This window comes from Cyclobacterium sp. L-R (assembly GCF_056859355.1).
Genome location: NZ_JBSXOH010000060.1, coordinates 23,521 through 46,078, shown reverse-complemented (window position 1 = coordinate 46,078; position 22,558 = coordinate 23,521). Strand labels below are relative to the sequence as shown.

The window sequence follows — 22,558 nt, the reverse complement described above, 5'->3', positions numbered from 1 at the left end:
ATTCTGATAGGAAAAAGAATCAGTCCTCCTCAAATATTCCTGAAGGAACCTTTCCAATCCAGGATTCAGGGGTATCCCTAATCCCAAATAACCTGGCCACTACTGCGGAAGTGTTGGCATTTGAATTGGGAGAATTTAAGGCTACACCTTTATTAATTCCGGGACCTTTGATCATCCATGGGACAATCATTTCCTGAACCGATGTACCGCCATGACTTGTGCCAATTCCACCATGATCAGTGAAGAGTAAAAAGTTGCTGTCTTCATATAACCCTTCCGCCTTCAGCTGCTTTACAAACTCCCCGATTTTCACATCAATTTCCTCAATGGCCGTAATAAATTCCGGTGACATCCACTCGTGTCCATGCCCTGCATGATCTACATGCACAGAATATAGGAAAATCAGGGAAGGTACATCCTGATTACTGACGAGAAAATCAAAGGCTGCCTGATAATTTTGATCGTAGTGATCGTCTTCTTCAAACTTTTGCTCGTCGAGGTATTTCTTATTGAACGGTTTGATAAGGCTTTTCCAATTGAAATAGAAAGCGGTCTTTATATTGGGGACATTGTCCTTTACAATTTTAAAAATAGAGGGGTAATAGCCGTTTTCATCCATTTCTTGAGGAGCAATTGTATGGTCTTCTTTCTCCCAGTTGTTGCCAAATACACCATGTTGCTCTGGTCCACCGCCGGTGAGGTGACTAGTCCAGTTGGGCATGGTAACAGAGGGCATCACTGTCCTGGTACTTGTGGAAATCACCCCATCAGCAAATAAAGCATCAATATTTGGTGTCTTTGCTTTTTGGTAACCTTCCAGAGAAAAGCCATCAATGCCCAGCATGATTACTCGTTTTGCCACAGGCGCTTTTTCCTTACAGCCAATAGTAAACAGTAACGAAAATAAAAGAAGGAGCAGGGTTGACTTGGCTTTTATCATCTGTGGATAGGGTTTTTGTTAAGAATTGTTTTTTTAAGGGGGAATTCCCGTTTGATAAATATATAAAAAACCAGTGAGCAGAAGGATGTTGACCTTTTATTAAATCCTGTCTTTTTGTTAAATGGTTAAATATTATTGTTTAAATAGGCTTGTAGATTTTTAAAAGAGTTGGCCATTAGCTGGTTGCGATATGATTTTGTCAGCATTGTTGCAGAAAAAAAAAGCAACAATACCGCCAAAATCAAGTAGAAGCATTCCTACAGTCCACGGGTTTCACCCATGGTTATTATTGTTGAACCCGGATTATGTAATAGAATTCGTGATGAGTGTTGCAATCGCAAGAAAATCAGGCTGTTTGGAGATTTTAGCATAGCACCGCTATGATGAAATTGAAAACAGCAACGAAGTGGCTGATTTTAAAGCGATTTCAGCACGTAATTGATTGTCTATTGCATATTTCGGGTTGAAGCCCTCCAGGCTTCTTCAGACAGTTAGAATTAAACTATTGCATTGACCAAATGCATTGATTTAGGAGAAATACACATTCATATATACAAGGTTACATTTGAACCCTGACTTTTCATTTCACTTTCGTGTCAGGCTCAGCCTTAACACCGAAGTGAATAAACAAATGGATTCTCGGTTAAAAATTCCGATGACTTCGACAAGCTCAGCCACCGGAATTTCGACAAGCTCAGGCGCCGGTATTTAGACAAGCTCAGCCACCGGATCTTTGACAGGGTCAGGTACTGGTGCTTCAACAAACCCAAACACCGGTAATAGATTCTTGAAGTATATACCTTAAAAAACAATTAACAATTAACAATTAACAATTAACAATTAACAATTAACAATTAACAATTAATCATTACCAAACACCCCATTTATCTCTGCAATAGAAATCCCCAATAATTGCTGGGTGATTTCATTTAATTCCTTTTCGTTTCCGGTAAAGTGGTATACGTTGTGGAAATGCTCCATGCTTTGGCCGGGAGAAAGAAAAGCTCCTGGAGAAACACTCTCTAATTCGTAAAAGGGACCCATCTGGCTACCATCTTCCAAGGGGCCATCATTATAAGCATTGACCGCATCCCCTTTGAAAGGATCAGCATCGGTGTTCCACTCCTGATTAAGGTAGGGCAATTCAGACGAAATATTGAAGGTAGTGATGGTCAATAATTTGTTGAGATGGTCATAGCTGGCAGCCATAGGGAGGCCTCTTTCGGGGGATACTCCCACTTTGCCTCTGCTTAAGCCATCGGCCTTTAAGAATAAGTAATTTTCTGTGATGGCAATTCTTTCCTCTGGAATTTCACCGAAATAGTTGGTGGTAAGTCCTTCTTTGCTGTCATTTGGCTTGAGAGGCAATACAATGGTGGTTTTTGCGCTAGGCCTAAACATGTCCAAAACCCAAAGGCAGGGGGCTCCGGTTTCTGGGGTCCATGGGAAATCGCCAGTGTTTTGAATGGAATTGATGGTGGTATAGCCTATCATTTTGATGGCAGAAACATCGGCTGTCAAAGCAGTGTTTTTTAAGATTTCCTCCTTTTCCAGAAGGGCAACGGTACGTTGAAGCTGTAACTTAAACTCGGTTCCCTGATAGTTGGTAATGGAGGTTGATTTGGTCATGGCTATTTCCCTCGGGCCAGCCTTGGTTTTTTCCCAGGGTTCATGGTCAATGGCTGCAGGGGTGTGCCAGTTCTCAAACACCATTTTTTTTCCCGGCTCAAAATATAGGGAGTACTTGTTTCCTTCCGGCCCAAGCCATAGGCGACTTTCGCCTCCATAGGCATTCATATGTTTGTCTAACGGGCCTTCAAATGCTTTATAGTTTATCCATCCAAAACTTTCTCCATTTTCCCCAGCTGCGGTAGAGGTGAAAACTTTGCCCTGGTACTTAGGGGATACCAGGATTTTGGCCTGCTCGTCAGCCGTACTTAGCTCCACAAGATTTGGATCAAATTTCTCTAAAAACTTTTTGTCCTGCAAAAAATTATTTGGACTGTCCTCAATGGTCTGATTGTCTTTTTGGCGCTCTGAGCAGGAAATAGTAAAGGATAAATTGCTGAGAAGGGCAAAAGCAAGGATATATTTGTTCATTTTGTGTTAATTCTTATGTGTTTTAACCACAATAATAGCATTAAACCTTTAAGGCTACAATTGAATTTATAAAAACAATGGATACCCATCGTATTTATAGTGAGTTATAGAATGAGCATTAATGTGACAGTGATTTGGTTTATGGAGGAAGGGGTTAAAATGGCAATGCTTTTTTGATGGTCAATGGAAAGCCAATAAGTTGAACTTACAATTCCCCAAACACTTCATCCAAATCTAACTCAAACCCAGCAAGCGCGTGTGATTTCACCCGGTCTCCCATGGTAAATAGGCGGGAAGGTTGGTATTTTCCTCCTTCAAGGGTATAGATTAACAGGGTACGCTCGTCAGGGTGGATCACCCAATATTCCTTCACTCCGGAGGACTCGTAAACCTCATATTTCAGTTGCAGTTCTTTTTTGTTATTTCCTGGCGAGAGAATTTCTACAACCAAGTCCGGGGCACCTATACAGCCCAGTTCGTCTAGTTTTTCCGGATCGCAGACCACACAAAGATCCGGCTGCACCACGGTGTCGATGTCCTTGTGCTTTCTGGAAGAAACCGGAAGCCGCACGTCAAATGGGGCTACATATACTTTGCAGGTTTTCCCTTTTAAAAATTGATAAAGCGTATTTGAAAGCACCATAGAAACCTCTTGGTGTATCCTTCTAGGCGCTGCAGCCGCCTGCCTGAATACTTTTCCGCGGATCAGCTCTACCATCTCATCCAGTTGCCAAGAAAGATAATCTGCATAGGAATAGCTTCCATATGCAGAAAAGGGCTCTTTGACTTTATCTTTTGACTTTTCCATCTTTCACACAAATCGAAGTTGCTTAATAAACATAACAATGTTTGAACGAATTAACCGGTAGATAAAGTTGGGAATTGTATGTAATCCTCAATTAACAATTATATAGTTCTAACTTATATTCCTCAGATATAAAGAGATCCTATTGTTATCGTTTGAACTTACAATTCCTCAAATACCTCATCCAAATCCAGCTCAAAACCAGAGAGAGCCTTAGACATTACTCGATCGCCTAAGGTAAATAGGCGGGAAGGTTGGTATTTTCCTCCTTCCAAGGTATAGATCAACAAGGTACGCTCGTTAGGGTGGATCACCCAATATTCCTTCACTCCGGAGGCCTCGTATACCTCGTATTTCAGTTGCAGTTCTTTTTTGTTATTTCCTGGCGAGAGAATTTCTACCACTAGGTCCGGGGCACCCACACAGCCCAGTTCATCCAGTTTTTCCCGATCGCAGACTACACATAGGTCTGGCTGCACTACGGTATCGATATCCTTGTGCTTTCTGGAAGAGACCGGAAGGCGCACATCAAAGGGGGCGGTATACACCTTACAGCTTCCTCCTTTTAAAAATCCATGAATTCTCGTAACCAAGGCTACCGTAAGCTCTTCATGGATTCTACGAGGAGCTGCTGCCGCCTGCCTGAATACTTTTCCCCGAATCAATTCCACCATCTCATCCAGTTGCCAAGAGAGGTAGTCTGCATAGGAATAGCTTCCATAGGCAGAAAAGGGTTCTTTGACTTTATCTTTTGACTTTTCCATCTTTTGCGTAAACCGAGGTTGACTAATAAAGATAACAAGATTTGGTTAAAATCGCTAGTGGACAAAAAGGATAGGTTGTGAAGGAAAACAAAACTGTAAGTGTCTAGGTCTGTGTTTTTTAAAATCATGAATTTACATCGGCTTTTCTTTTTGATAATAGGTAAAGCCCAAAGCTTATAGACCTTGGGCTTGTATTTTTCTAAGAAAAAGTAAGTTCTCGAAACGTTTATTTTTTCGCCTTTTTCTTAATCACCAAGTTCATAACTCCTTCAGGTGAATTGGCCTTTCCAGTTATTTTTTCGCCTTTCTGTTCCAGTACAGTTTTTACAACATTTCCTTCCACATTTACTTCAAAGGATAATTTTCCATCTTTTACATTTACATTTTTTCCTGCAACGGATTGTCCGTTTTTAAAAGTAACCTTTACTGTGGTTGCTTTGTCCTTGTTAGCGATATGCACAGTGCCTTCGTGATAAGGGTATGGAGCGTCATAGCATTCGTATGCCCATATGCCTTCATATTTAGAAGGTATTTCAAAGGCCATCACCTCCGCATTAAAAAATGATACGGTGAATAATAAGAGTAATACTGCACTTAAATTTTTCATGATAGGATGTTTTTGGTTATACATAATGAAACAAAGGTAAGTGCCTCTCAGGTGCAGTATGAAAAATAGGGTTTTAAGCCCCTATTTAGGGGTGAGTGACAGGTATTAGTGCAATAAGTGATCGAACTCAGGGGTGAATTTGCGTGATACAGGGACGATTGACACGCTGCCTTCCAGGTGCAGGCTGACTTTACCTGAAGCTTTTTTTGCCAATTTTACATTTTGCACATTGACCAAATAAGATCTATGGCACCTTTTTATGGGGTAGTCTTTGAGTTGCTCAGAGAGGGCTTTTAAAGAATTCCGAAGCATCTCTTTTTTGATTGCGTCACTGTCCTTATAGTAGATGACGGAATAGTTATCAGCCGCTTCAATAAATAAGATGTCGGATGATTTTAAAGATAACCTGTTGTTTCCGTATTCATCTTTTAAGCTTATTATCTTATTGATAGAGGTGTCAGGTTCCGCTTGTTTTTGGCTTTCCTGTTGTTTGTTAAAAATGAAGATGAAACATAAAGCCAATGTATAGGGGATCAATAGCCCCAGAAAAGTATATTTCAGGCTAATAAAATATTCAGAAAAAAAGTTGGAGCCATGACTGCCATACAATCCATAGAAAACAAGTGATAATACCAGAATTTCAGCCATTGTCCAGAGGATAAAGTGAACCACTTTATGTTCTCCTTTTAATAATAAAGGCCTAATGACCAGTTGTGAAAGACCAATTACCACTCCACCTATAATTCCAAACCCTGAAAGTCTGATAAATTGGGACAGGCCTTGATCAGCTTCCCACTGATCTATTCTGAATGGGGTATAAAGATTAATGAAAAGGATAGAAAAAAGGGTGCAAAAACCTATTAAAACCAGTCTTTCCCAGTTATGGTTGAGTAGGTTAAATTTAGAATTCAAAAGATTATTTTTCTCTGTCATCGCCTTAAATTTAAACAATGGTAAGGTGAAAACCCTAAAAATCACCAAGACATTTTTCTGAAATTTGGGGGTAAGTGGGGAGAAGAATTTTCCGTGTATGGAATTGTTAAAAAAAGTTAATTGCTTGTATTTTTTTTTCTTCGATTTTATAATTGAACCCGCTATCAAAATAGCTATCATACGATAAATAGACAGAGATTTTACTTTATTAATTTAATTTATAAACTTCACTTATTTATTATTATGTCAGCCGTTTATATACAAAAAAAAGGCCTCAGAAGGGGCAAGGGATGGTTTTTTCCATTGTTATTAGTCCTTTTGTTTCACCTTAATCCAATTGCGGTTTCAGCACAAGATTCAAATTCTGAATCCTCGTTTACAGCACGCTTATTCAATATAGAAGCCCCTGTTAATGAGACCTTTCGTTTTCAGACAACCCTAAAAAACAACTCTGACAAGGTAAAGGTTTACGAACTCAATGCTGAAGCCCCTAAAGGCTGGAGGTTGGTATTTAAGGCCAGAGGAAGCCAAGTCACTTCAATTAATTTGGAACCTGGTAAATCGGAAAGTCTCAATGTTGAGGTGAAGCCTGCCCATGATGCAGCTCCCAAAAAGTATAGCTTCCCTGTATTCGCAAAATCCGGAAAAGATTCGATGGAGCTGGAGCTTGAGGCAGTTGTGGAAGGCGCCTATGATTTAGAGCTTACTACCCCTTCAGGCCGTTTAAGTGGTGAAATTACTGAAGGAAAAAATACTGAAATTCACTTAAAAGTAATCAATAGAGGTTCACTTCCTTTAAATGAAATTTCACTTACTGCAAATACTCCATCAAAATGGGAGGTAAGCTTTTCTCCCTCCGAATTGGAAGAGCTTGAGCCTAGAAAAAGTGCAGATGTGATTGCTACTTTATCAGTTCCTAATAAAACTTTGGCAGGAGATTATGTAAGTAAGTTCACTGCCAAAAACTCAGAAAGCACAAGTACGGCAACCTATCGGGTGACAGTAAAAACATCCCTATTGTCTGGAGGTATCGGTATTTTGATAATATTGATCGCCGTAGGATTTGTTTATGTACTGATTCGAAAGTTCGGAAGAAGATAAAAAGGTCATGGATAAGCAGGTAATAGCGTTGAAAGGCCTTACGAAAAAATATGGCACTTTCACTGCGGTTAATGAATTGGATCTCACCATAAATAAAGGCGAAATATTTGGCCTGTTGGGCCCAAATGGGGCAGGAAAGACGACCACTATTCTGATGATGATGGGGCTTACTGAGCCCAGTGCTGGAACGGCTCATGTTTGTGGGGTTAATTCCACCAATGATCCCATAGCTGTAAAAAAAGTCGTGGGCTATATGCCAGACAATGTTGGGTTTTACGATAATATGTCTGCCTTGGAAAACCTGATGTATATCGGGGAATTGAATGGGATTCCACGCAGTGAAGTCGAAAAAGACGCCATAGCCGTAATGGAAATGGTAGGCTTGCCAGAAGAGGCCATTCATAAAAAAACAGCAGCCTATTCAAGAGGAATGAAGCAACGCTTAGGTTTGGCAGAAGTGCTTATCAAAAAACCTCAGGTTGTGGTATTGGACGAACCTACTTTAGGTATTGACCCGAGTGGGGTTAAAGAGTTTTTGTCTCTTATTTTACGGTTAAGTAGGGAAAAAGGACTTACAGTTTTGCTTTCATCCCATCACCTTCATCAGGTGCAGCAGGTTTGTGATAGGGTTGGGATTTTTGTGAAAGGTGAACTTCTGATCGAAGGGGATATCGCTTCGCTTTCTAACCGCCTTTTTTCTGGTAAATCCTTTGAGGTAAATGTAACCTTCAAAAACCCCATTGACCTGCCATGGAAAGATGAAACAGAGTTACTTCAGTTACCTTCTATTGAGGAAATTTCCGTTGATTCCCATGATGTTTGGATATCAGGAAGTGAGGATATTACACCTGATATTGTCCGGTTTTTGGTGGAAAAAGGATATCCTATCACAGGGGTCCAAAAGAAAGAATATGGACTAGAGGATATTTATCAAAAGTATTTTGAAAACAATATAAAGGAGACTATAAATCAATGAAAGGAATCATAAATGCGTTGGATAAGAATGCTTCTATGCGCGATGAAAATCAGCGGAACCCCTTTTGGATATTGGTGAGAAAGGAGGTAGCTGGTCATATTCGCAGTTGGAGGTTTATTATTTTATTGGTACTTATCGTGCTCACCTTTTGGGGGGCAACTGCGGTGGCCATGAACAATATTAAAGACACCGTGGCAAAGGTCAAAGATATGGAAAGCCTTTTCTTGTACCTTAAAATACTGACAACTACAGAAGGGACATTGCCACCGTTTCATGTTTTTCTTAATTTTTTAGGCCCCTTATTGGGAATCAGCCTTGGCTTTGATGCCATTAATTCGGAACAACAAAACGGTACATTGACACGGATTATGGCTCAGCCCGTTTACCGTGACAATTTGCTTTTGTCCAAATTTGTCAGCTCCCTGCTTCTGGTAGGAACCTTGTTGCTCTCACTCTCTTTGTTGATGATTGGAGGAGGAATGCTCATTACTGGGGTAATGATAGAAATTGAAGAGCTGGTAAGAATTCTATGTTTTATGCTGCTCTGTACTGTTTATGTAGGCTTTTGGCTAGGACTTTCTATTTTACTTTCCATTGTCTTTAAACAGGCATCAACTTCTGCACTTACAGCTATTGGCATATGGTTGTTTTTCACGGTATTCTATCAGATAGTTATCAATATGGTGGTTACCATGCTAACCTCAGGTTCTGGTGAATTGTCTCAAATGCAAGTAATGCACCTCAATGAAATGATATTGAATTTTCTCCGACTTGCACCAAGTCAACTCTATGCAGATGCTACCACTACCTTGTTAATGCCTTCTGTTAGGAGTTTGGGGCCTGTTACCATGGAACAAATGGCTGGGGCCATTCCTTCACCACTTTCAATCAGAGATAGCCTGCTGATTGTTTGGCCACAGTTAACAGGGCTGTTAGCAGCTACTTTACTTTGCTTTGCCTTTTCTTATTACCTATTTATGAGAAGAGAAATAAGAACCTAAGCATCTCTTTTTTCCTGTTTTATATAAATAAAGCTGTTTGGAGGTTTTAACTATGCTACAGATGGATGAAATCTTCAAACAGCAACGAAGTGGCTGATTTTAAAGCGATTTCAGAACGTAATAGAATGTCTATTGCATATTTCGGGTTAAAATTGAAGCAGTAAAATAAAGTCGAAACAATTATAATTTAAACCTTTGAAAGGCAGCATTAGTATTTGTTAATAAATACCGTATTCCTTGTCTACAATCGGATACACTTGGAGAGTATAAAGGGTCAGGCTTTTTCCGGCCTTCAAAGCTTATGGTTTTTGGAGCAGTATGGAGGGCGTTAAGAAAAAGAGTTAGCTCCTCAAAGAGATCCACTCTTTTTTAGGCTGTAATGCTGCTTCAAAAATCAAATGATGGCGCCGTATATGAAGTCTATTCTACAATTCTTTTCCATCATTTGAAATAAGATTTGACAGCCTTGACTTTTTTGGTTCGTTTTTGGGTCAAGCCAAAAATGAACAGAGAAAATGAGCAAAAACAGCTATCATGTCCCAGAATGTTGGTCTTCAACGTAAATAAAACCACCTTATTAAATTGAGTTAGATGGAATTATGCAATAGGTCTTCTGTTACATGGTGAAACCACTTCAAAATAGCCTGATTTTCTTGTGGTTACATCCTTGATTACGAATCCTATTACATAATCCGAGTTAATGGAAAAAGAATTCCATAACTTTGCTAAGCAAATTAACTAATACGGAAATTTTATTTTCGAACAATAGGTAGCCAGAAAATGGAACAAATAAACATAAGGCACTTTTTTATCATGAGGTTATTCATAGCCGTAATGATACCTATTGTGCTTTCTCTATCCATACTGCCTTGTTGCCCTCCATCGGAAAGCTGCGCGGATGATGTTCGTCATTCTTGTACTGAGGATCCTGTACAAGGTGCTTTTCCCAGCTCGGGATTATGTTCTCCCTTCTTTACCTGTGGCCATTGTCCGGGCTTTGTATTTCAGCAAGTTGAATTCCCTCCCTTAACTTTTCAGGAGGTAAATGAAACCATTTCTGGAAATAGACCAGAATTCAAGCCTTTTATTCTAGTTAAATCCTTTTTCAAGCCACCAAAGGCTTAATCTACCTATACTAAATTGAGGTAATTTAAACCAGAATACTGACTTCTATTGGTAAAGATTTTGTCATTATTATTGCAGAAAATAGCGCAACAAAATGGCCAAAATTATTTTATTCTCGTGGTTTTCCCAAGGGCTTACACCCTTGGCTAATAAAGTTTTACTTGAAAATCAATATAGAAGGAAGGTTGAAGCTAAAATGAGCTAGATGGATTGGTCATTGCTTATTTTCGTTTTAAATGCCCACCATAATTTTTCAATCAATTAACTATTAATTAATTACAGTGAAACACATTGTCACCATACTGTTATTGCTTTGCCTTTATGGCACTGCTTTGGCACAAAATACATTTACCGCTACGATCAAGGATGAGGAATCAAAGGAAGCCTTATTTGGGGTGTCTGTTTACTTCCCACAATTGGAGAAAGGGGCATCCAGTGATATAAAGGGAGAAGTTTCCATAGATGAAATCCCGAATGGTACTTACACAATCCTAATAACGCACTTGGGTTATGAATCCATAAAATTGGAAAAATCCTTTCCCATCAATCAGCAAGAAGAGCTGACGCTATTTATGGAACATGGGCATGAGGAAATGGAAGAGGTGGTCATCTCATCCACAAGGAGCAGCAGAACCATAGAAGATATTCCTACAAGAGTAGAGGTTATCGCGGGGGAGGAACTTGCGGAAAAAGGAAATATGAAACCGGGTGATATACGTATGCTACTGAACGAAAGCACAGGGATACAGACCCAACAGACTTCAGCAACCAGTTACAACTCGAGCATTAGGATTCAGGGACTTGATGGGAAGTACACCCAATTACTTAGAGATGGACTTCCACTGTATTCCGGTTATTCGGGTGGTCTAAGTCTGATGCAGATTGCCCCTCTTGATCTCAAGCAAGTAGAAGTAATCAAAGGCGCTTCTTCTACACTCTATGGTGGAGGAGCCATTGCAGGCTTGGTAAACCTAATTTCTAAAACTCCCGGTGAGGACCGAGAGCTTAATTTTATGGTGAACAGGACCTCTGCTTTAGGCTTGGATCTTAGTGGTTTCTATTCGGAAAGGTACGGTAAGATTGGAACCACCGTATTTGCTTCTTATAATAAGGGGACAGCCTATGATCCAGCAGGCATAGGACTTACAGCTATTCCTGAATTTGAACGGTATACCATCAACCCTCGGATGTTTTGGTACCTCGATGAAGCTACGGAAATTAACCTTGGCTTTAACTTTACTACTGAGGATAGGCTGGGAGGCAATATGGATTATGTCGCCGGCAAAACGGAGTCCGGATATTTTGAGTCCAATGAAACGGATCGCTTGTCTACACAGTTTGATGCTACCCATCGTTTTTCCGACCATTCCCGCATTCAACTGAAAAACAGTATTAGTTTTTTCGATAGGTCCATAGCTATACCCAGCTATGTCTTTAGTGGGAAGCAAGTGTCCTCCTTTTCAGAACTGAATTATGTCACCTTCGGCGATAAGATGGAATGGATTGTAGGGGCTAACCTATGGACCGAAAACTTTGATCAAAGACGGGGCGATCCGGACAATGACCTGGGATTTTCCAACACGACTACAGGAGCTTTCGTCCAAAATACCTGGAACATGGCTGCACAATGGACCCTGGAAACTGGATTGAGAGGCGATTACCAAAGTCAATATGGAGCCTATCTGCTTCCCCGCTTTTCATTGCTGTATGAACCCAATGAAAGAATTACTTTCAGGACAGGAGGGGGACTTGGGTATAAAACACCCACCCAGTTTACCGAAGATACAGAAAGGCTGCACTTCCGAAATATTCTACCTATAGACTTTTCGGAAACCAGTGCAGAACGTTCTACAGGGATTAATTTGGATGTCAATTACAAATGGCCCGTAACAGGTGATTTAAGCCTAAGTACAAATGCCCTACTGTTTTATACACAGATCAATGACCCTATGCTATTGCAGTCAAACAATAACGGCATGTATGCATTCACCCAGCCCAAAGGGTACATCAATACCCAAGGTTTGGAAGCCAATATGAAATGGAGTTACCATGATTTTAAGCTTTTCGTAGGGTATACCTATGCTGATGTTAATGAACATTATGACAATGAAGAAAGCGAATACCCTTTGGTGGCCAAACACAGGCTGAACAATGTATTGATGTATGAAAAACATGGGAATTTCTGGATCGGGCTGGAAGCTTACTATTTCAGTCCCCAAAAGCTTTCAGATGGCAGTACTGGGAAATCCTATTGGATTATGGGCATCATGTCTGAAAAGAAAATCGGAAAGTATTTTTCCCTCTTCCTGAATTTTGAAAACATGTTGGATACCCGTCAGACCAGGTTTGATACGATTTACACAGGTAACATTAGCGATCCTCAGTTCAGAGATATTTATGCCCCCGTGGATGGTTTTGTGATCAATGGAGGGTTTAAGCTTAGTTTATAACCTTTACCCATTGAAAGCCGAATAGAGAATTGAAAAGAGAGTAAAGGTCTTGTTGGTATTGTTGTGATTTATTGACAACCATACCGACAAAACACCTTTGCCTTCGACAAGCTCAGGCGCCGGTCATTCGACAAGCTCAGGCACCGGTAAACGATCACCTTCTCATCCCACCACCATCTCACTCGATCACCATATCACTGATCACTCCATCACTACATGGAATTTACTGATTATCAGGTACGATTTTAAATGATTTTTTTGCCGCGTAGGTTCTTCCTAGCCAGTCCTTGGCAAGAACTTCCACGGTATGTTCTCCTAAGGGGAGATCGGAAGGAATTCTGCCACTCCATATATGGGAAGAGATCAAAGCAGTGGATGGTCTTATTCCCCATGGAAGTTCTTCTGCATGGTCCCATTCATGTAGGATATCCAACAAAAATTTGTCGTATTCGGGTACAAGTTTTAAAGCTGTCCATTCGCCTTCGTCCACCCTGTATTTCACACTGTCTCTAGGTGTTCCCTGGAAAAAGTTTACGGTAATCTCCCCTCTGTATTTTTTTGCTTGCGGTACAATTTTGGGCATATGAATACTCATTTTCCAGTCGTTTTCTCCAGAAGGAACATATTCATAGCTGTAGGTATTGTTAGTTATATTAAGAAAGGCATAGCCTTTGGGTGTGCCGTCACGCATTATGCCTGAAGGGGTGCCATAGCTGTCTTTGGGGCCAATATAAATACCGCCTGAAGTGGCTCCGGGGTTGTAATGGTGATGAATACCTGCGTTGGGCCAACCTTCTTCGGTGGTGAAGAAATGGTGATTTTGGGAATGGGTGTGCCCAGAAAGAGAGAGGGTGTATTGATAGCCCTTTAACAAATTAAAGAGTTTTTGTCGGTCTCCTTCCCTGAATTGATCCGGTCCTTTTTCAAACTCATAAATGGGAATATGAAAAGCCAATACGATAAGCTTGTCTTTTGAAACATGTTTTAGATCGTTTTTCACAAATTCCAGTATGTCATTTCTAAAACCGCCTATATAGCTGCCTTGTCCGGAAGGGTTGGGGGTGATTACATCATCCAATATGATAAAGTGGGCATTGGCATAATTCAGCGCATAATTGGTAGGGCCAAAGCTGGCCTCATAGGTTTCATCTGAGAGTTTGTCTTCCTTATAGCTGTTGGTGTCGTGGTTTCCCAGCAAATTGTACCATGGAATTCCTATTTTTCCAAGTGATTGGATGTAGTTGTCAAATAAATTTCTAGCACCAAGGTCACCCAGGCTTATGCCAAAGGCAGCTCCTTTGCCCCCGATAAGCTCAGAAATTATGGCTTTCTCAAAATAACCAGCATTGGTAAGGTCATCGGCTTGGGGATCTCCAAATAAGAGTACCGAGAAATTCGGGTCTTCTTCCTGCGCAATCAATGGGAAATCTACTGATTTGGGTAGTTTGCCCGTGGGAAGAATCCTTTTTTCACCAGTATCCGGTGACCCATTGGGCTTGTGGATGTAAAAAAATTGAGGCTGATTGTTGGCGTCTACTGGCACAGCATAGCCTGCAGGCTTAATAACTGAAACGATCATGTCATCATTTGCGGGTAGGCTATAGCTTCCATCTTCATTGCTCAGACTTACCTCTTTGCCATTGGTAACCGCTACGCCTTTGATGCCTTTTTCATTTCTTTCCTTGATCGCATTGTTATTGCGGTCTTCGAATACATAGCCCGTAACAGTTTCTTGGGCAAGTACAGAGGAAAAGCTGGAGAGTTGTATTAAAAATAGGGCAGACAAAATGCCTGAACGTAGCATTGGTATTATTGTAAACATGGTTTTGAAATGAATTTATATTGTGGGAATAAAGTACAATTGAAAAGTTAGATGCTATTGAAGGCTTAATTCCGAAATCTATAAGCGTAAATTAAACGTAATGGATAGCTAATTTCAGTAATTACAAATCTATTGTTTTTTTTATTTTTATCGACATTATGAAATTGTGAATGTTTGGAGTGTTAAGAATTTGGCAATGAAAAAATGGTCAATTTTCTATTTAGCACTGCTTTATGGATAGATCCGGTAAAGAACAACTTTTTTATTAAGCTTTAATTTTCCTGTTGCCTAATATAAGCAAACTGTTCCAGAACACAGGAATAACATCAATAGGCTTGTATTTTAAGCCCTGGGAATTGATGGTTTTTTCCTCTAGTTTGAAAAGTATTAATATTCCTGAGAAAAGTGAGGGGACTGTTTTTTGGTTTTTTTGACAAAAAAAAGTCCCAAATTGAATAAATCAACTTGGGACTAGGACTGTTGGCCGACCAGGGCTCGAACCTGGACTCTTCTGGACCAAAACCAGACGTGTTGCCAGTTACACCATCGGCCAATCATAAGTTTTAAAAAGACTTGCTCTTTTTTAGTGACACAAATGTAGCAGGTCTTTTTTTTTAATGCAAATCCCATTTCAAAGAATTTTCCCTCGAATGCTTTAAAGGCCTAATTCTCAGAAACAAATTTTACCTATTTTCTGAAATAAAGTTTGATTTATTTCAAATTGGGAGATTTTGAGGTCTCCTACCCATGAATTTTGATTTTCTCTGCAAAACGAGTCCTTTAATTATCTGGGTAATTTGCCTTACAAACCTGTCATACTCACCTTGGCATAATTGTCATTTGAAAGTTATTGATTCGTGCTCAATTTGCCATTGATTTTAATTCAAGCCAATTGTTATTTCCATAATTATTTCTTTCATGTCGATCAAATCACCCATAATTGTCCTATTTCTTTTCATGATTTCCACCTCAGGTGTTTTTGCACAACAGCAATTTACCGGGACCATCATAGATAGCCAAACCAAAGAGCCTTTGTTTGGTGCTTATGTATTTTTGAAAAATATGGACGGAGAAACCTTGAAGTCCAGCTATACAGATTTTGATGGTAAATTTAAAATTGATAGGCCTATAGTTAAAGACTTTCTGATAGAACTTTCTTTTATCGGTTATCAAGTATTTCAAAAAGAAATCAAATCTCCTGAAAGCAGTGATTTGGGAGTTTTTGAGATTGTTAGTGATGGCCAAGAGCTAGAAGCGTTCGAATTGTCCGCTGATGCACTTACTGGAGAGGTCAGGGGAGATACGGTAGCATTCAATGCCAATGCTTTTAAAACCAGACCACAAGCTGATGCGGATGAGTTGGTTCGAAAGATGCCCGGTGTGGTGATCCAAAACGGAGTCATTGAGGTTCAAGGGGAGGAAGTAAAGGAAGTCTTGGTCGATGGAAGGCCTTTCTTTGGTGATAACCCTGCTGCAGCTTTGAAAAATCTTCCAGCTCAAGTTGTATTAAAGATTGAGTTTTTGGACCAAGGGAGTGAAGAGTCTAAGTTAACAGGCTTCGATGATGGGGAGACCATTAAAACAATAAATATCATTACGAAACCGGATATGCGTGCGGGTAGGTTTGGTAAGTTTTACGGAGGCTACGGTACAGACAATAATTATATTGGTGGAGGAAATATGAATTTCTTCAATGGAGCCAGAAGACTTTCCGTTTTAGGATTGAGTAATAATATCAACCAGCAGAATTTTGGAGGAGATGAGTTGGGTAGTCTTGAAAGCAGTAGTGGAGGATCTAGTGACGGTCTAACTGTAGGAGAATTACCAGGGATAACAAATACCAATGCTCTTGGAGCCAACTTTTCTGATGAGTACCTGGATGAGAAACTTAAAGTTTCCGGGAACTATCTTTTCAATGACAGAGACAATGTATTGAATAGAACTTCATCCAGAGAATATATTTTGCCGGATGATAGCCTTCAATTGTACAATGAGGACAGAGATTACCATACAAAAACGCAAAGTCATAGGTTTAGTGCAAGGATAGATTATGAAATCAACGAAAAGCATGCTTTGGTTTTGAGACCCAGAATAGGTTTGGATTTTAGAAATTCTGTAAATCTTAGGGATTCATACAATCTCTATGATGAGAATACCTTCATTAATCGGAATCAAAATGAAACCACTTCTTCTCGCGAATCCATGAGTTTTTCGAATTCTTTGAATTACAGGTATAAATTTGATAAAATAGGTAGAGCATTCTCCACCTATATTTATACAAGTAAATACAACAGTGATAGTAATTCAGACTTAGTGGCTGTAACTACGAATTTCCAGGATTCCAATGTTGATTCCTTAATCCAATTCAAACAAAACAAGTACAATAGCTTTTATTATAATGCAGGTTTGAATTTTTATGAACCTTTAAGTGAAAAATCTAGGCTTCGATTTGGATACCGAGTTTCAAACAATAATTCTGATACCAACCAAGATGTTGAAATTAAGGAAGCGGAAACAGGTTTGATAGAGATTGACAGCACCTTGACCAATAGGTTTGAAAATAGTTATATCACACATAGGGGTGGAGCTGGTTATAGTTTTAAAACAGAAAAGCTTTCTTTTTTCACCAACCTAAATTATGAGGCTGCTTATATTGACAGTGACAGGTTGTTTCCAGGCTTTGAAAATACTCAGCGAACATTTTCCAATTTCCTTCCTAGGGCGGTAATCAATTACCAAACAGGAGAATTCAGTAATATTAGAATTGATTACAATACCGATACAGATGCACCTTCTATCGGACAATTGCAGGATGTTATCAGCAATGCCAATCCATTGCAACTTTCAACTGGTAATCCAGAGCTAAATCAAGAATACAGCCATAGGCTCTTTACCAGGTATAGGATTATTAATCCTGAGACCAATCGCTCCTGGATGTTTTTCCTTTATGGAAATATCAGGAATGATTATATAGGTAATGAGACTTTTATTGCTACTCAGGACACCCTGATTCAGAATGATGTGACCTTGGCCCAAGGAGGGCAATTTACAAAACCTGTAAACCTTGACAATTATTATGTTTTCCGAATTTATGGAAGTTATGGTTTTCCACTAAAATTCATGAAAAGTAACTTAAGTATTAATTCTAGCTTTAGTACGCGGAACAGGCCAGGTATTATCAATGGGCAATTGAATAACAATAAAAACACCTCCTACAGACAGGGAATCAATCTAAGTAGTAATATTAGTGAAAGTATTGATTTTAATCTGTCCTCCAGAGGAACATTTAATTGGGTTAGGAGTAGTTTACAAGAGAGTTTGGAGAATAATTATTATACGCAGAGTACCAAGGCTGACCTGTTTTGGAATTTTGTTGGAGGAGTTTTCGTAGGTACGAGTGTAAACCATCAGCTATATACTGGCTTGGGTGATGAATTTGATCGAAGTATCCTATTGACAAATATGGATATAGGCTATAGAATTCCGCCTAGTAATAAAACCGAACTGAAACTTACCGTTTTCGATTTGTTCAATCAGAATGCAAGCATTAGTAGAAATGTAACAGATGTCTATATTGAGGATGTTAGAACTCAGGTTTTAAGACAGTTCTTTATGCTTACGGTTACCTACAATCTTCGAAGATTTGGAGGTTACGACATGGCCCTGTAATTGGAGATAAATTTGAGATTAATTCAATAGGTGACTCAATAATGGGGCGCCTATTTTTTGTTGATTATTTCAACTTTATAGATTTGTATAAAATCGTCTTCCTTTTCAGTATTTAATTTGGATAACCACCATAGCTTTCCGTCGCGCACCAAAAATTGACGGTGATTTAATTTATCGGGCAAGGCTAAGCTTTGTATGGTTTCCCCATGATGGTTCATAAGAAAAAGGGTATTGGGGTATTTCCCTTCCATTTTATATTTTTCTTTGTTCATAGAATCGTATCCTGGGTTATAGGAGGCGATCAAATAATCTTTGTAAGCTTTAAGGGTATAAGTACGGCCTGCAGACATATCGATAGCGATGGATTTGGGATCTGCCTTTCCTCTATCTTCTCCTTCACCCATTGTGTAATTGGGGTAATCAATGTGTTTCCTGTCTAGCAATTGGTGTGGTGAATGAATGTCATACACGTTAAGGTGGGGATCCGTTCCGGCAATGACAAACAATTTATCTTCAAAGATGGTAAAGCAAGGATTCATTTCCGAAATTTCATAGGACCGTCTTGAGTTCCGGAAAGGACTGTTTTCTTCAAGATTGATAATCCGTTCGGCAGTTCCTTTCTCGGGATCAAATTTCACTAGTAGTTGAAATTGATCATAATATTCGTCTTGTGTTTTGTTATATTCATCCCATGCCACGAGCCCTTTTTGAAACAATATTCCATGGTGTTTCATCAATTCCGAATCTGCGGCAGCTCGTCCTGCAAAGAAAGGAACCTCTTCCTCAAATGGTTTGTGCTTGGCCAGATTTCCTTTTGAATCAAATTCGAAAAAGCCCTTTTGTGACACGAGAGAAATGTGTTCGTTTTCTTTAATATTGGCGGAGCTCCATAAAAATCTGCCGTAGCTATCCTTTTGGTCACCACCTTTGTCCATGTTTAGTAAAGGATTGCCATTGAAATCGGTCATTAAAGTGATGCCTCTTTGCCTGTCATGAAGCAGTAGTCTTTCCATTTTGGGCTGGATATTCATTAAATCAAGTAATCCTAAATAATCGATGCGTATGCTATCGGTAATTTCAATTGATAGGTTTGTAGGCGTTTGCGTTTTTCCTTCTTGGCAGGAAAGTAGTAGGAGTGATAGGACGCCAATAGATAGTAAGGTTAGGTGTTTGGATACGTTCATGGTATTTTTTTACAACTGAAGTAATAATTACACACCTAATTAACGAGGTTGTTTACGGTGTTTTTTTTTTTTTTAACCTTCTTAAATTAAACGAAGTAGCTCATGGGTTGATTTCTGGAACTAGCTCATATGGCCTTTGATTTTTCTAGATGAGTTGATGAATAATGGTTTTTTCATCCGTATTTCCATAATAATGGAAGGATATTGTCAATCTGTTTGGTTTTTTATTATATAGCTTTCAGAATGTTAGGATAAAAATTGAAAATTAATGCTTAATAAATTTGATGTATCATAAAGTCAGATCGTATATTTGGAAAAAGATAAAAAGGTCTTTTAATGTCAAAATCTTATTCATTCATTTAAACCTGTAAATACATGCTCTCAAAATCACAAGCACGGGCATTTTTCCTTGGAGGTACGGTGGTAACCTTTCTAATATTCATTGGATTGACCATTTATTCACTTGCCCCAGGAAATGACCAAACCAATCATGAGTTAATCACCGATCAGGTGATCAAGGGAAAACATTTGTGGGAAACCAACAATTGTATGGGTTGCCATTCCATTCTAGGTGAGGGTGGTTATTATGCTCCCGAATTGACTAAAGTAGTGGAAAGGCGCGGTGCACCTTTGATCAAAGCCATCCTGCAATCGCCTGTTCCCTGGGCACCCAACGGTAGAAAGATGGTGGCCTATGAAATGACTGACGAAGAAGCCGAAGCCATGGTGGCTTATTTTAATTGGATCGGAGGAATAGATCTTAATGGATTTGAAAGGATTGTTTCCCCATTAGCAAAAGACAAAAAATAAACAATTGCCTTATGAAATATAAATCACAAAAAGTAGCCTATTGGTTTTTTGCCTTGTGCATGTTGCTCTTTTCTTTGCAAATAGTTTATGGTTTTATCATGGGGTTTGCCAGAATAGGCTTCGATGTACTTCATGAGTGGATACCATTCAACACCGCAAGGGCGGTCCACACCAATTTACTGGTTGTTTGGTTGTTGACAGGATTTATGGGCGCAGCCTATTATATAATACCAGAGGAAGCACAGCGGGAGTTGGTAAGTGTAAAATGGGCCTATATCCAATTGATATCCCTTGCCGTTGTAGGCGTTTTGGCCATCACCGGTTACCATTTTAATATTTGGGAAGGCCGTAAATTTCTTGAAATCCCAAGAGAGCTTGATTATCTGGTTGTAGTCAATGTGCTTCTGTTCCTAGGGATTATTTTAATGACCCTTTTTAAAGGGAAGCGACAAACCACTACTGCCATGGTGCTGACCATGGGTTTGGTCTTTGCAGCCTTATTGTACCTACCCGGAATGATTTGGTTTGATAGTCAGGTGACAGATTCTTTTTTCCGTTGGTGGGTTGTGCATCTTTGGGTAGAAGGTGTTTGGGAATTGATTATGGGTGGTATTCTTGCCTTCCTGCTTATCAAACTCACTGGAGTGGATAGAGAAGTAATTGAGAAGTGGCTGTATGTAATTGTTGGACTTACCTTCCTATCAGGAGTTTTGGGTACCGGACACCATTATTATTATATAGGAGTGAACAAAATCTGGTTGGTAGTAGGAGGGATTTTCTCAGCACTTGAGCCTTTGGCTTTCTTGGCAATGGCCCTGTTTGCGGTGTACATGTACAGAAAAGGTGAAAAAAATCACCCCAATAAAATCGCTTTGTTTTGGACCATTGGTGCTGCCATTGTCTCCTTTATAGGCGCGGGGCTATTGGGTTTTGCCCATACACTTCCTCAGACCAATTTGTATACACATGGAACGCTAGTGACTGCCATGCACGGTCATTACGCCTTTTGGGGTGCTTATGCAATGATTGTTCTGGCAATTATCAGCTATGTCATGCCCAATATCACAGGTAGAAAACGTCATGACAATACGAATGGCCACCTGGCATTTTGGCTTTCCAATATAGGTATGCTGGGTATGGTGGTAGCCATGGGAGTAGCCGGAGTGGTTCAGGTTTACCTTGAAAGACGTTTGGGAATGGACTTTATGGTTGCCCAAGAAGAGGTGAAAATACATTTTGTAGTGATGCTTATCAATGCATCTCTTTTCACTACAGGCATTGGCCTTTACATTTATGAATTTATTAAATACGGTAGACCTACAGATGAGGCCCTGGAAGAAGCACTTGACGATGAGCAGGTGCTGGTGAAATAAAAGCTGGTTTCCAGCTCTTATGGGATTTTATTGGTCATGCTTTTTATAAAAATCAATCTAAGGCCAAATCGTTCTCTGCAGCGGTTTGGTCTTCTAATACCTTCAAAAACAGCATTTATGATTGCCATAGCACCTTATTACCTTGAAACACAAAAGGAGTCGGAAGTTTTTCAGCACGCTTTTAAAAATAAATTGCCCTTATTAATCAAAGGTCCTACAGGTACAGGAAAGTCAAGATTTGTAGCCTATATGGCACATGAACTTGACAAAGCCTTGATTACCATTAGCTGCCATGAGGAGACTTCTTCAACGGATCTTATTGGACGCTTTATCATTAAAGGAGCTGAGACGGTCTGGCAGGATGGTCCTCTAACCACCGCAGTAAAGGAGGGAGCATTGCTTTACCTTGATGAGGTGGCCGAGGCTCGGCCTGATATCATCGTGGCCATTCATTCCCTTACGGACCATAGACGAGAATTGTTTATAGACAAACTAGGGCTAACCATTAAAGCCCACGAGGATTTTATGTTGGTGGCCTCCTTTAACCCCGGTTATCAGAAAGGATTCAAAGAATTGAAGCCTTCCACTCGACAGCGCTTTTTAGCCATTTCTTTTGAATATCCTGATGCCAAAAAGGAAATTGAAATCCTTATGAATGAAAGTGGTATCAATAAGGATGATGCCAAAAAACTTGTAGCCATAGGGCAGAAAATCCGAAACCTCACGGAATTGGGATTGGCAGAAACAGTTTCTACCCGGCTTTTGGTGGATGCCGCCAAACTGATAGAAAGTGGACTTCCCAAGAGGCTGTCTGTAAATGTAGCTGTAGTGCAGCCTTTGAGTGATGATGCCGATACGATTCAAGCCTTAAATGATCTGGCAGGCTTGATGATTTAAT

General features: G+C 39.7%; 17 protein-coding genes and 1 tRNA gene. 9 read left to right on the top strand and 9 right to left on the bottom strand.

Annotated features, from left to right (window positions below):
* Nucleotides 1-19 precede the first annotated feature (19 nt).
* The 6 genes from AC13EX_RS07980 to AC13EX_RS07955 all read right to left on the bottom strand — a co-directional run bounded on the left by AC13EX_RS07980 (nucleotide 20) and on the right by AC13EX_RS07955 (nucleotide 6,149).
* Nucleotides 20-940, bottom strand: a complete 921-nt coding sequence (locus AC13EX_RS07980; RefSeq protein WP_482892258.1) for an alkaline phosphatase family protein — start codon at nucleotides 938-940, stop codon at nucleotides 20-22.
* Between the two features lie 861 nt (nucleotides 941-1,801).
* Nucleotides 1,802-3,040, bottom strand: coding sequence for a DUF6786 family protein (locus AC13EX_RS07975; protein WP_482892257.1), 1,239 nt, complete (start codon nucleotides 3,038-3,040; stop codon nucleotides 1,802-1,804).
* 205 nt (nucleotides 3,041-3,245) lie between these two features.
* Nucleotides 3,246-3,848 (bottom strand): Uma2 family endonuclease, encoded by a 603-nt coding sequence (locus AC13EX_RS07970; RefSeq protein ID WP_482892256.1) that lies wholly within the window; start codon nucleotides 3,846-3,848, stop codon nucleotides 3,246-3,248.
* A 158-nt stretch (nucleotides 3,849-4,006) separates the two neighbouring features.
* Nucleotides 4,007-4,609, bottom strand: coding sequence for a Uma2 family endonuclease (locus AC13EX_RS07965; RefSeq protein WP_482892255.1), 603 nt, complete (start codon nucleotides 4,607-4,609; stop codon nucleotides 4,007-4,009).
* Between the two features lie 226 nt (nucleotides 4,610-4,835).
* Nucleotides 4,836-5,216, bottom strand: a complete 381-nt coding sequence (locus AC13EX_RS07960; RefSeq protein ID WP_482892253.1) for a hypothetical protein — start codon at nucleotides 5,214-5,216, stop codon at nucleotides 4,836-4,838.
* A gap of 105 nt (nucleotides 5,217-5,321) precedes the next feature.
* Nucleotides 5,322-6,149 carry a LytR/AlgR family response regulator transcription factor gene (locus AC13EX_RS07955; RefSeq protein ID WP_482892252.1) on the bottom strand — a complete coding sequence of 276 codons (828 nt, stop codon included), beginning with the start codon at nucleotides 6,147-6,149 and terminating at the stop codon, nucleotides 5,322-5,324.
* 243 nt (nucleotides 6,150-6,392) lie between these two features.
* On the opposite strand from AC13EX_RS07955, the gene AC13EX_RS07950 reads away from it, so the two are divergent.
* The 5 genes from AC13EX_RS07950 to AC13EX_RS07930 all read left to right on the top strand — a co-directional run bounded on the left by AC13EX_RS07950 (nucleotide 6,393) and on the right by AC13EX_RS07930 (nucleotide 12,802).
* Nucleotides 6,393-7,250: a COG1470 family protein gene (locus tag AC13EX_RS07950; RefSeq protein WP_482892251.1), complete on the top strand. Its 858-nt coding sequence runs from the start codon at nucleotides 6,393-6,395 to the stop codon at nucleotides 7,248-7,250.
* 7 nt (nucleotides 7,251-7,257) lie between these two features.
* On the top strand, nucleotides 7,258-8,226 hold the full coding sequence (locus tag AC13EX_RS07945; RefSeq protein ID WP_482892250.1) for an ABC transporter ATP-binding protein: 969 nt from the start codon (nucleotides 7,258-7,260) through the stop codon (nucleotides 8,224-8,226).
* The gene (locus tag AC13EX_RS07940) at nucleotides 8,223-9,227 is read left to right on the top strand and encodes an ABC transporter permease (RefSeq protein ID WP_482892249.1); all 1,005 of its coding nucleotides are present in this window, start codon (nucleotides 8,223-8,225) and stop codon (nucleotides 9,225-9,227) included. Before AC13EX_RS07945 ends, AC13EX_RS07940 begins: the two co-directional genes overlap by 4 nt.
* 813 nt (nucleotides 9,228-10,040) lie before the next feature.
* Nucleotides 10,041-10,352, top strand: a complete 312-nt coding sequence (locus tag AC13EX_RS07935; protein WP_157470237.1) for a hypothetical protein — start codon at nucleotides 10,041-10,043, stop codon at nucleotides 10,350-10,352.
* A gap of 281 nt (nucleotides 10,353-10,633) precedes the next feature.
* A complete protein-coding gene (locus AC13EX_RS07930; protein ID WP_482892247.1) occupies nucleotides 10,634-12,802 on the top strand; it encodes a TonB-dependent receptor in 2,169 nt (722 codons plus the stop codon).
* 223 nt (nucleotides 12,803-13,025) lie between these two features.
* On the opposite strand, the gene AC13EX_RS07925 is transcribed toward AC13EX_RS07930, so the two are convergent.
* A complete protein-coding gene (locus AC13EX_RS07925; protein ID WP_048640193.1) occupies nucleotides 13,026-14,624 on the bottom strand; it encodes a calcineurin-like phosphoesterase C-terminal domain-containing protein in 1,599 nt (532 codons plus the stop codon).
* 480 nt (nucleotides 14,625-15,104) lie between these two features.
* Nucleotides 15,105-15,177, bottom strand: a tRNA-Gln gene (locus AC13EX_RS07920).
* A 365-nt stretch (nucleotides 15,178-15,542) separates the two neighbouring features.
* On the opposite strand from AC13EX_RS07920, the gene AC13EX_RS07915 reads away from it, so the two are divergent.
* Nucleotides 15,543-18,293, top strand: coding sequence for an outer membrane beta-barrel protein (locus AC13EX_RS07915; protein ID WP_482892246.1), 2,751 nt, complete (start codon nucleotides 15,543-15,545; stop codon nucleotides 18,291-18,293).
* A gap of 50 nt (nucleotides 18,294-18,343) precedes the next feature.
* Here the strand turns inward: AC13EX_RS07915 and AC13EX_RS07910 are convergent, their stop codons facing one another.
* Nucleotides 18,344-19,477: a hypothetical protein gene (locus AC13EX_RS07910; protein WP_482892245.1), complete on the bottom strand. Its 1,134-nt coding sequence runs from the start codon at nucleotides 19,475-19,477 to the stop codon at nucleotides 18,344-18,346.
* Between the two features lie 375 nt (nucleotides 19,478-19,852).
* On the opposite strand from AC13EX_RS07910, the gene AC13EX_RS07905 reads away from it, so the two are divergent.
* From AC13EX_RS07905 to AC13EX_RS07895, 3 genes are all read left to right on the top strand, one after another.
* Nucleotides 19,853-20,287, top strand: coding sequence for a c-type cytochrome (locus AC13EX_RS07905; RefSeq protein ID WP_339715390.1), 435 nt, complete (start codon nucleotides 19,853-19,855; stop codon nucleotides 20,285-20,287).
* A gap of 11 nt (nucleotides 20,288-20,298) precedes the next feature.
* Nucleotides 20,299-21,660 carry a cbb3-type cytochrome c oxidase subunit I gene (locus tag AC13EX_RS07900; protein ID WP_339715393.1) on the top strand — a complete coding sequence of 454 codons (1,362 nt, stop codon included), beginning with the start codon at nucleotides 20,299-20,301 and terminating at the stop codon, nucleotides 21,658-21,660.
* Nucleotides 21,661-21,777: 117 nt separating this feature from the next.
* Entirely contained in the window at nucleotides 21,778-22,557 is a 780-nt protein-coding gene (locus AC13EX_RS07895; protein ID WP_339715397.1) for a CbbQ/NirQ/NorQ/GpvN family protein, read from the top strand.
* Nucleotide 22,558: the final 1 nt, after the last annotated feature.

Bases quoted from the DNA above. Each gene is read 5' to 3' on its own strand.
- AC13EX_RS07980 (WP_482892258.1), bottom strand. From the start codon at position 940: ATGATAAAAGCCAAGTCAACCCTGCTCCTTCTTTTATTTTCGTTACTG.
- AC13EX_RS07975 (WP_482892257.1), bottom strand. From the start codon at position 3,040: ATGAACAAATATATCCTTGCTTTTGCCCTTCTCAGCAATTTATCCTTT.
- AC13EX_RS07970 (WP_482892256.1), bottom strand. From the start codon at position 3,848: ATGGAAAAGTCAAAAGATAAAGTCAAAGAGCCCTTTTCTGCATATGGA.
- AC13EX_RS07965 (WP_482892255.1), bottom strand. From the start codon at position 4,609: ATGGAAAAGTCAAAAGATAAAGTCAAAGAACCCTTTTCTGCCTATGGA.
- AC13EX_RS07960 (WP_482892253.1), bottom strand. From the start codon at position 5,216: ATGAAAAATTTAAGTGCAGTATTACTCTTATTATTCACCGTATCATTT.
- AC13EX_RS07955 (WP_482892252.1), bottom strand. From the start codon at position 6,149: ATGACAGAGAAAAATAATCTTTTGAATTCTAAATTTAACCTACTCAAC.
- AC13EX_RS07950 (WP_482892251.1), top strand. From the start codon at position 6,393: ATGTCAGCCGTTTATATACAAAAAAAAGGCCTCAGAAGGGGCAAGGGA.
- AC13EX_RS07945 (WP_482892250.1), top strand. From the start codon at position 7,258: ATGGATAAGCAGGTAATAGCGTTGAAAGGCCTTACGAAAAAATATGGC.
- AC13EX_RS07940 (WP_482892249.1), top strand. From the start codon at position 8,223: ATGAAAGGAATCATAAATGCGTTGGATAAGAATGCTTCTATGCGCGAT.
- AC13EX_RS07935 (WP_157470237.1), top strand. From the start codon at position 10,041: ATGAGGTTATTCATAGCCGTAATGATACCTATTGTGCTTTCTCTATCC.
- AC13EX_RS07925 (WP_048640193.1), bottom strand. From the start codon at position 14,624: ATGTTTACAATAATACCAATGCTACGTTCAGGCATTTTGTCTGCCCTA.
- AC13EX_RS07915 (WP_482892246.1), top strand. From the start codon at position 15,543: ATGTCGATCAAATCACCCATAATTGTCCTATTTCTTTTCATGATTTCC.
- AC13EX_RS07910 (WP_482892245.1), bottom strand. From the start codon at position 19,477: ATGAACGTATCCAAACACCTAACCTTACTATCTATTGGCGTCCTATCA.
- AC13EX_RS07905 (WP_339715390.1), top strand. From the start codon at position 19,853: ATGCTCTCAAAATCACAAGCACGGGCATTTTTCCTTGGAGGTACGGTG.
- AC13EX_RS07900 (WP_339715393.1), top strand. From the start codon at position 20,299: ATGAAATATAAATCACAAAAAGTAGCCTATTGGTTTTTTGCCTTGTGC.
- AC13EX_RS07895 (WP_339715397.1), top strand. From the start codon at position 21,778: ATGATTGCCATAGCACCTTATTACCTTGAAACACAAAAGGAGTCGGAA.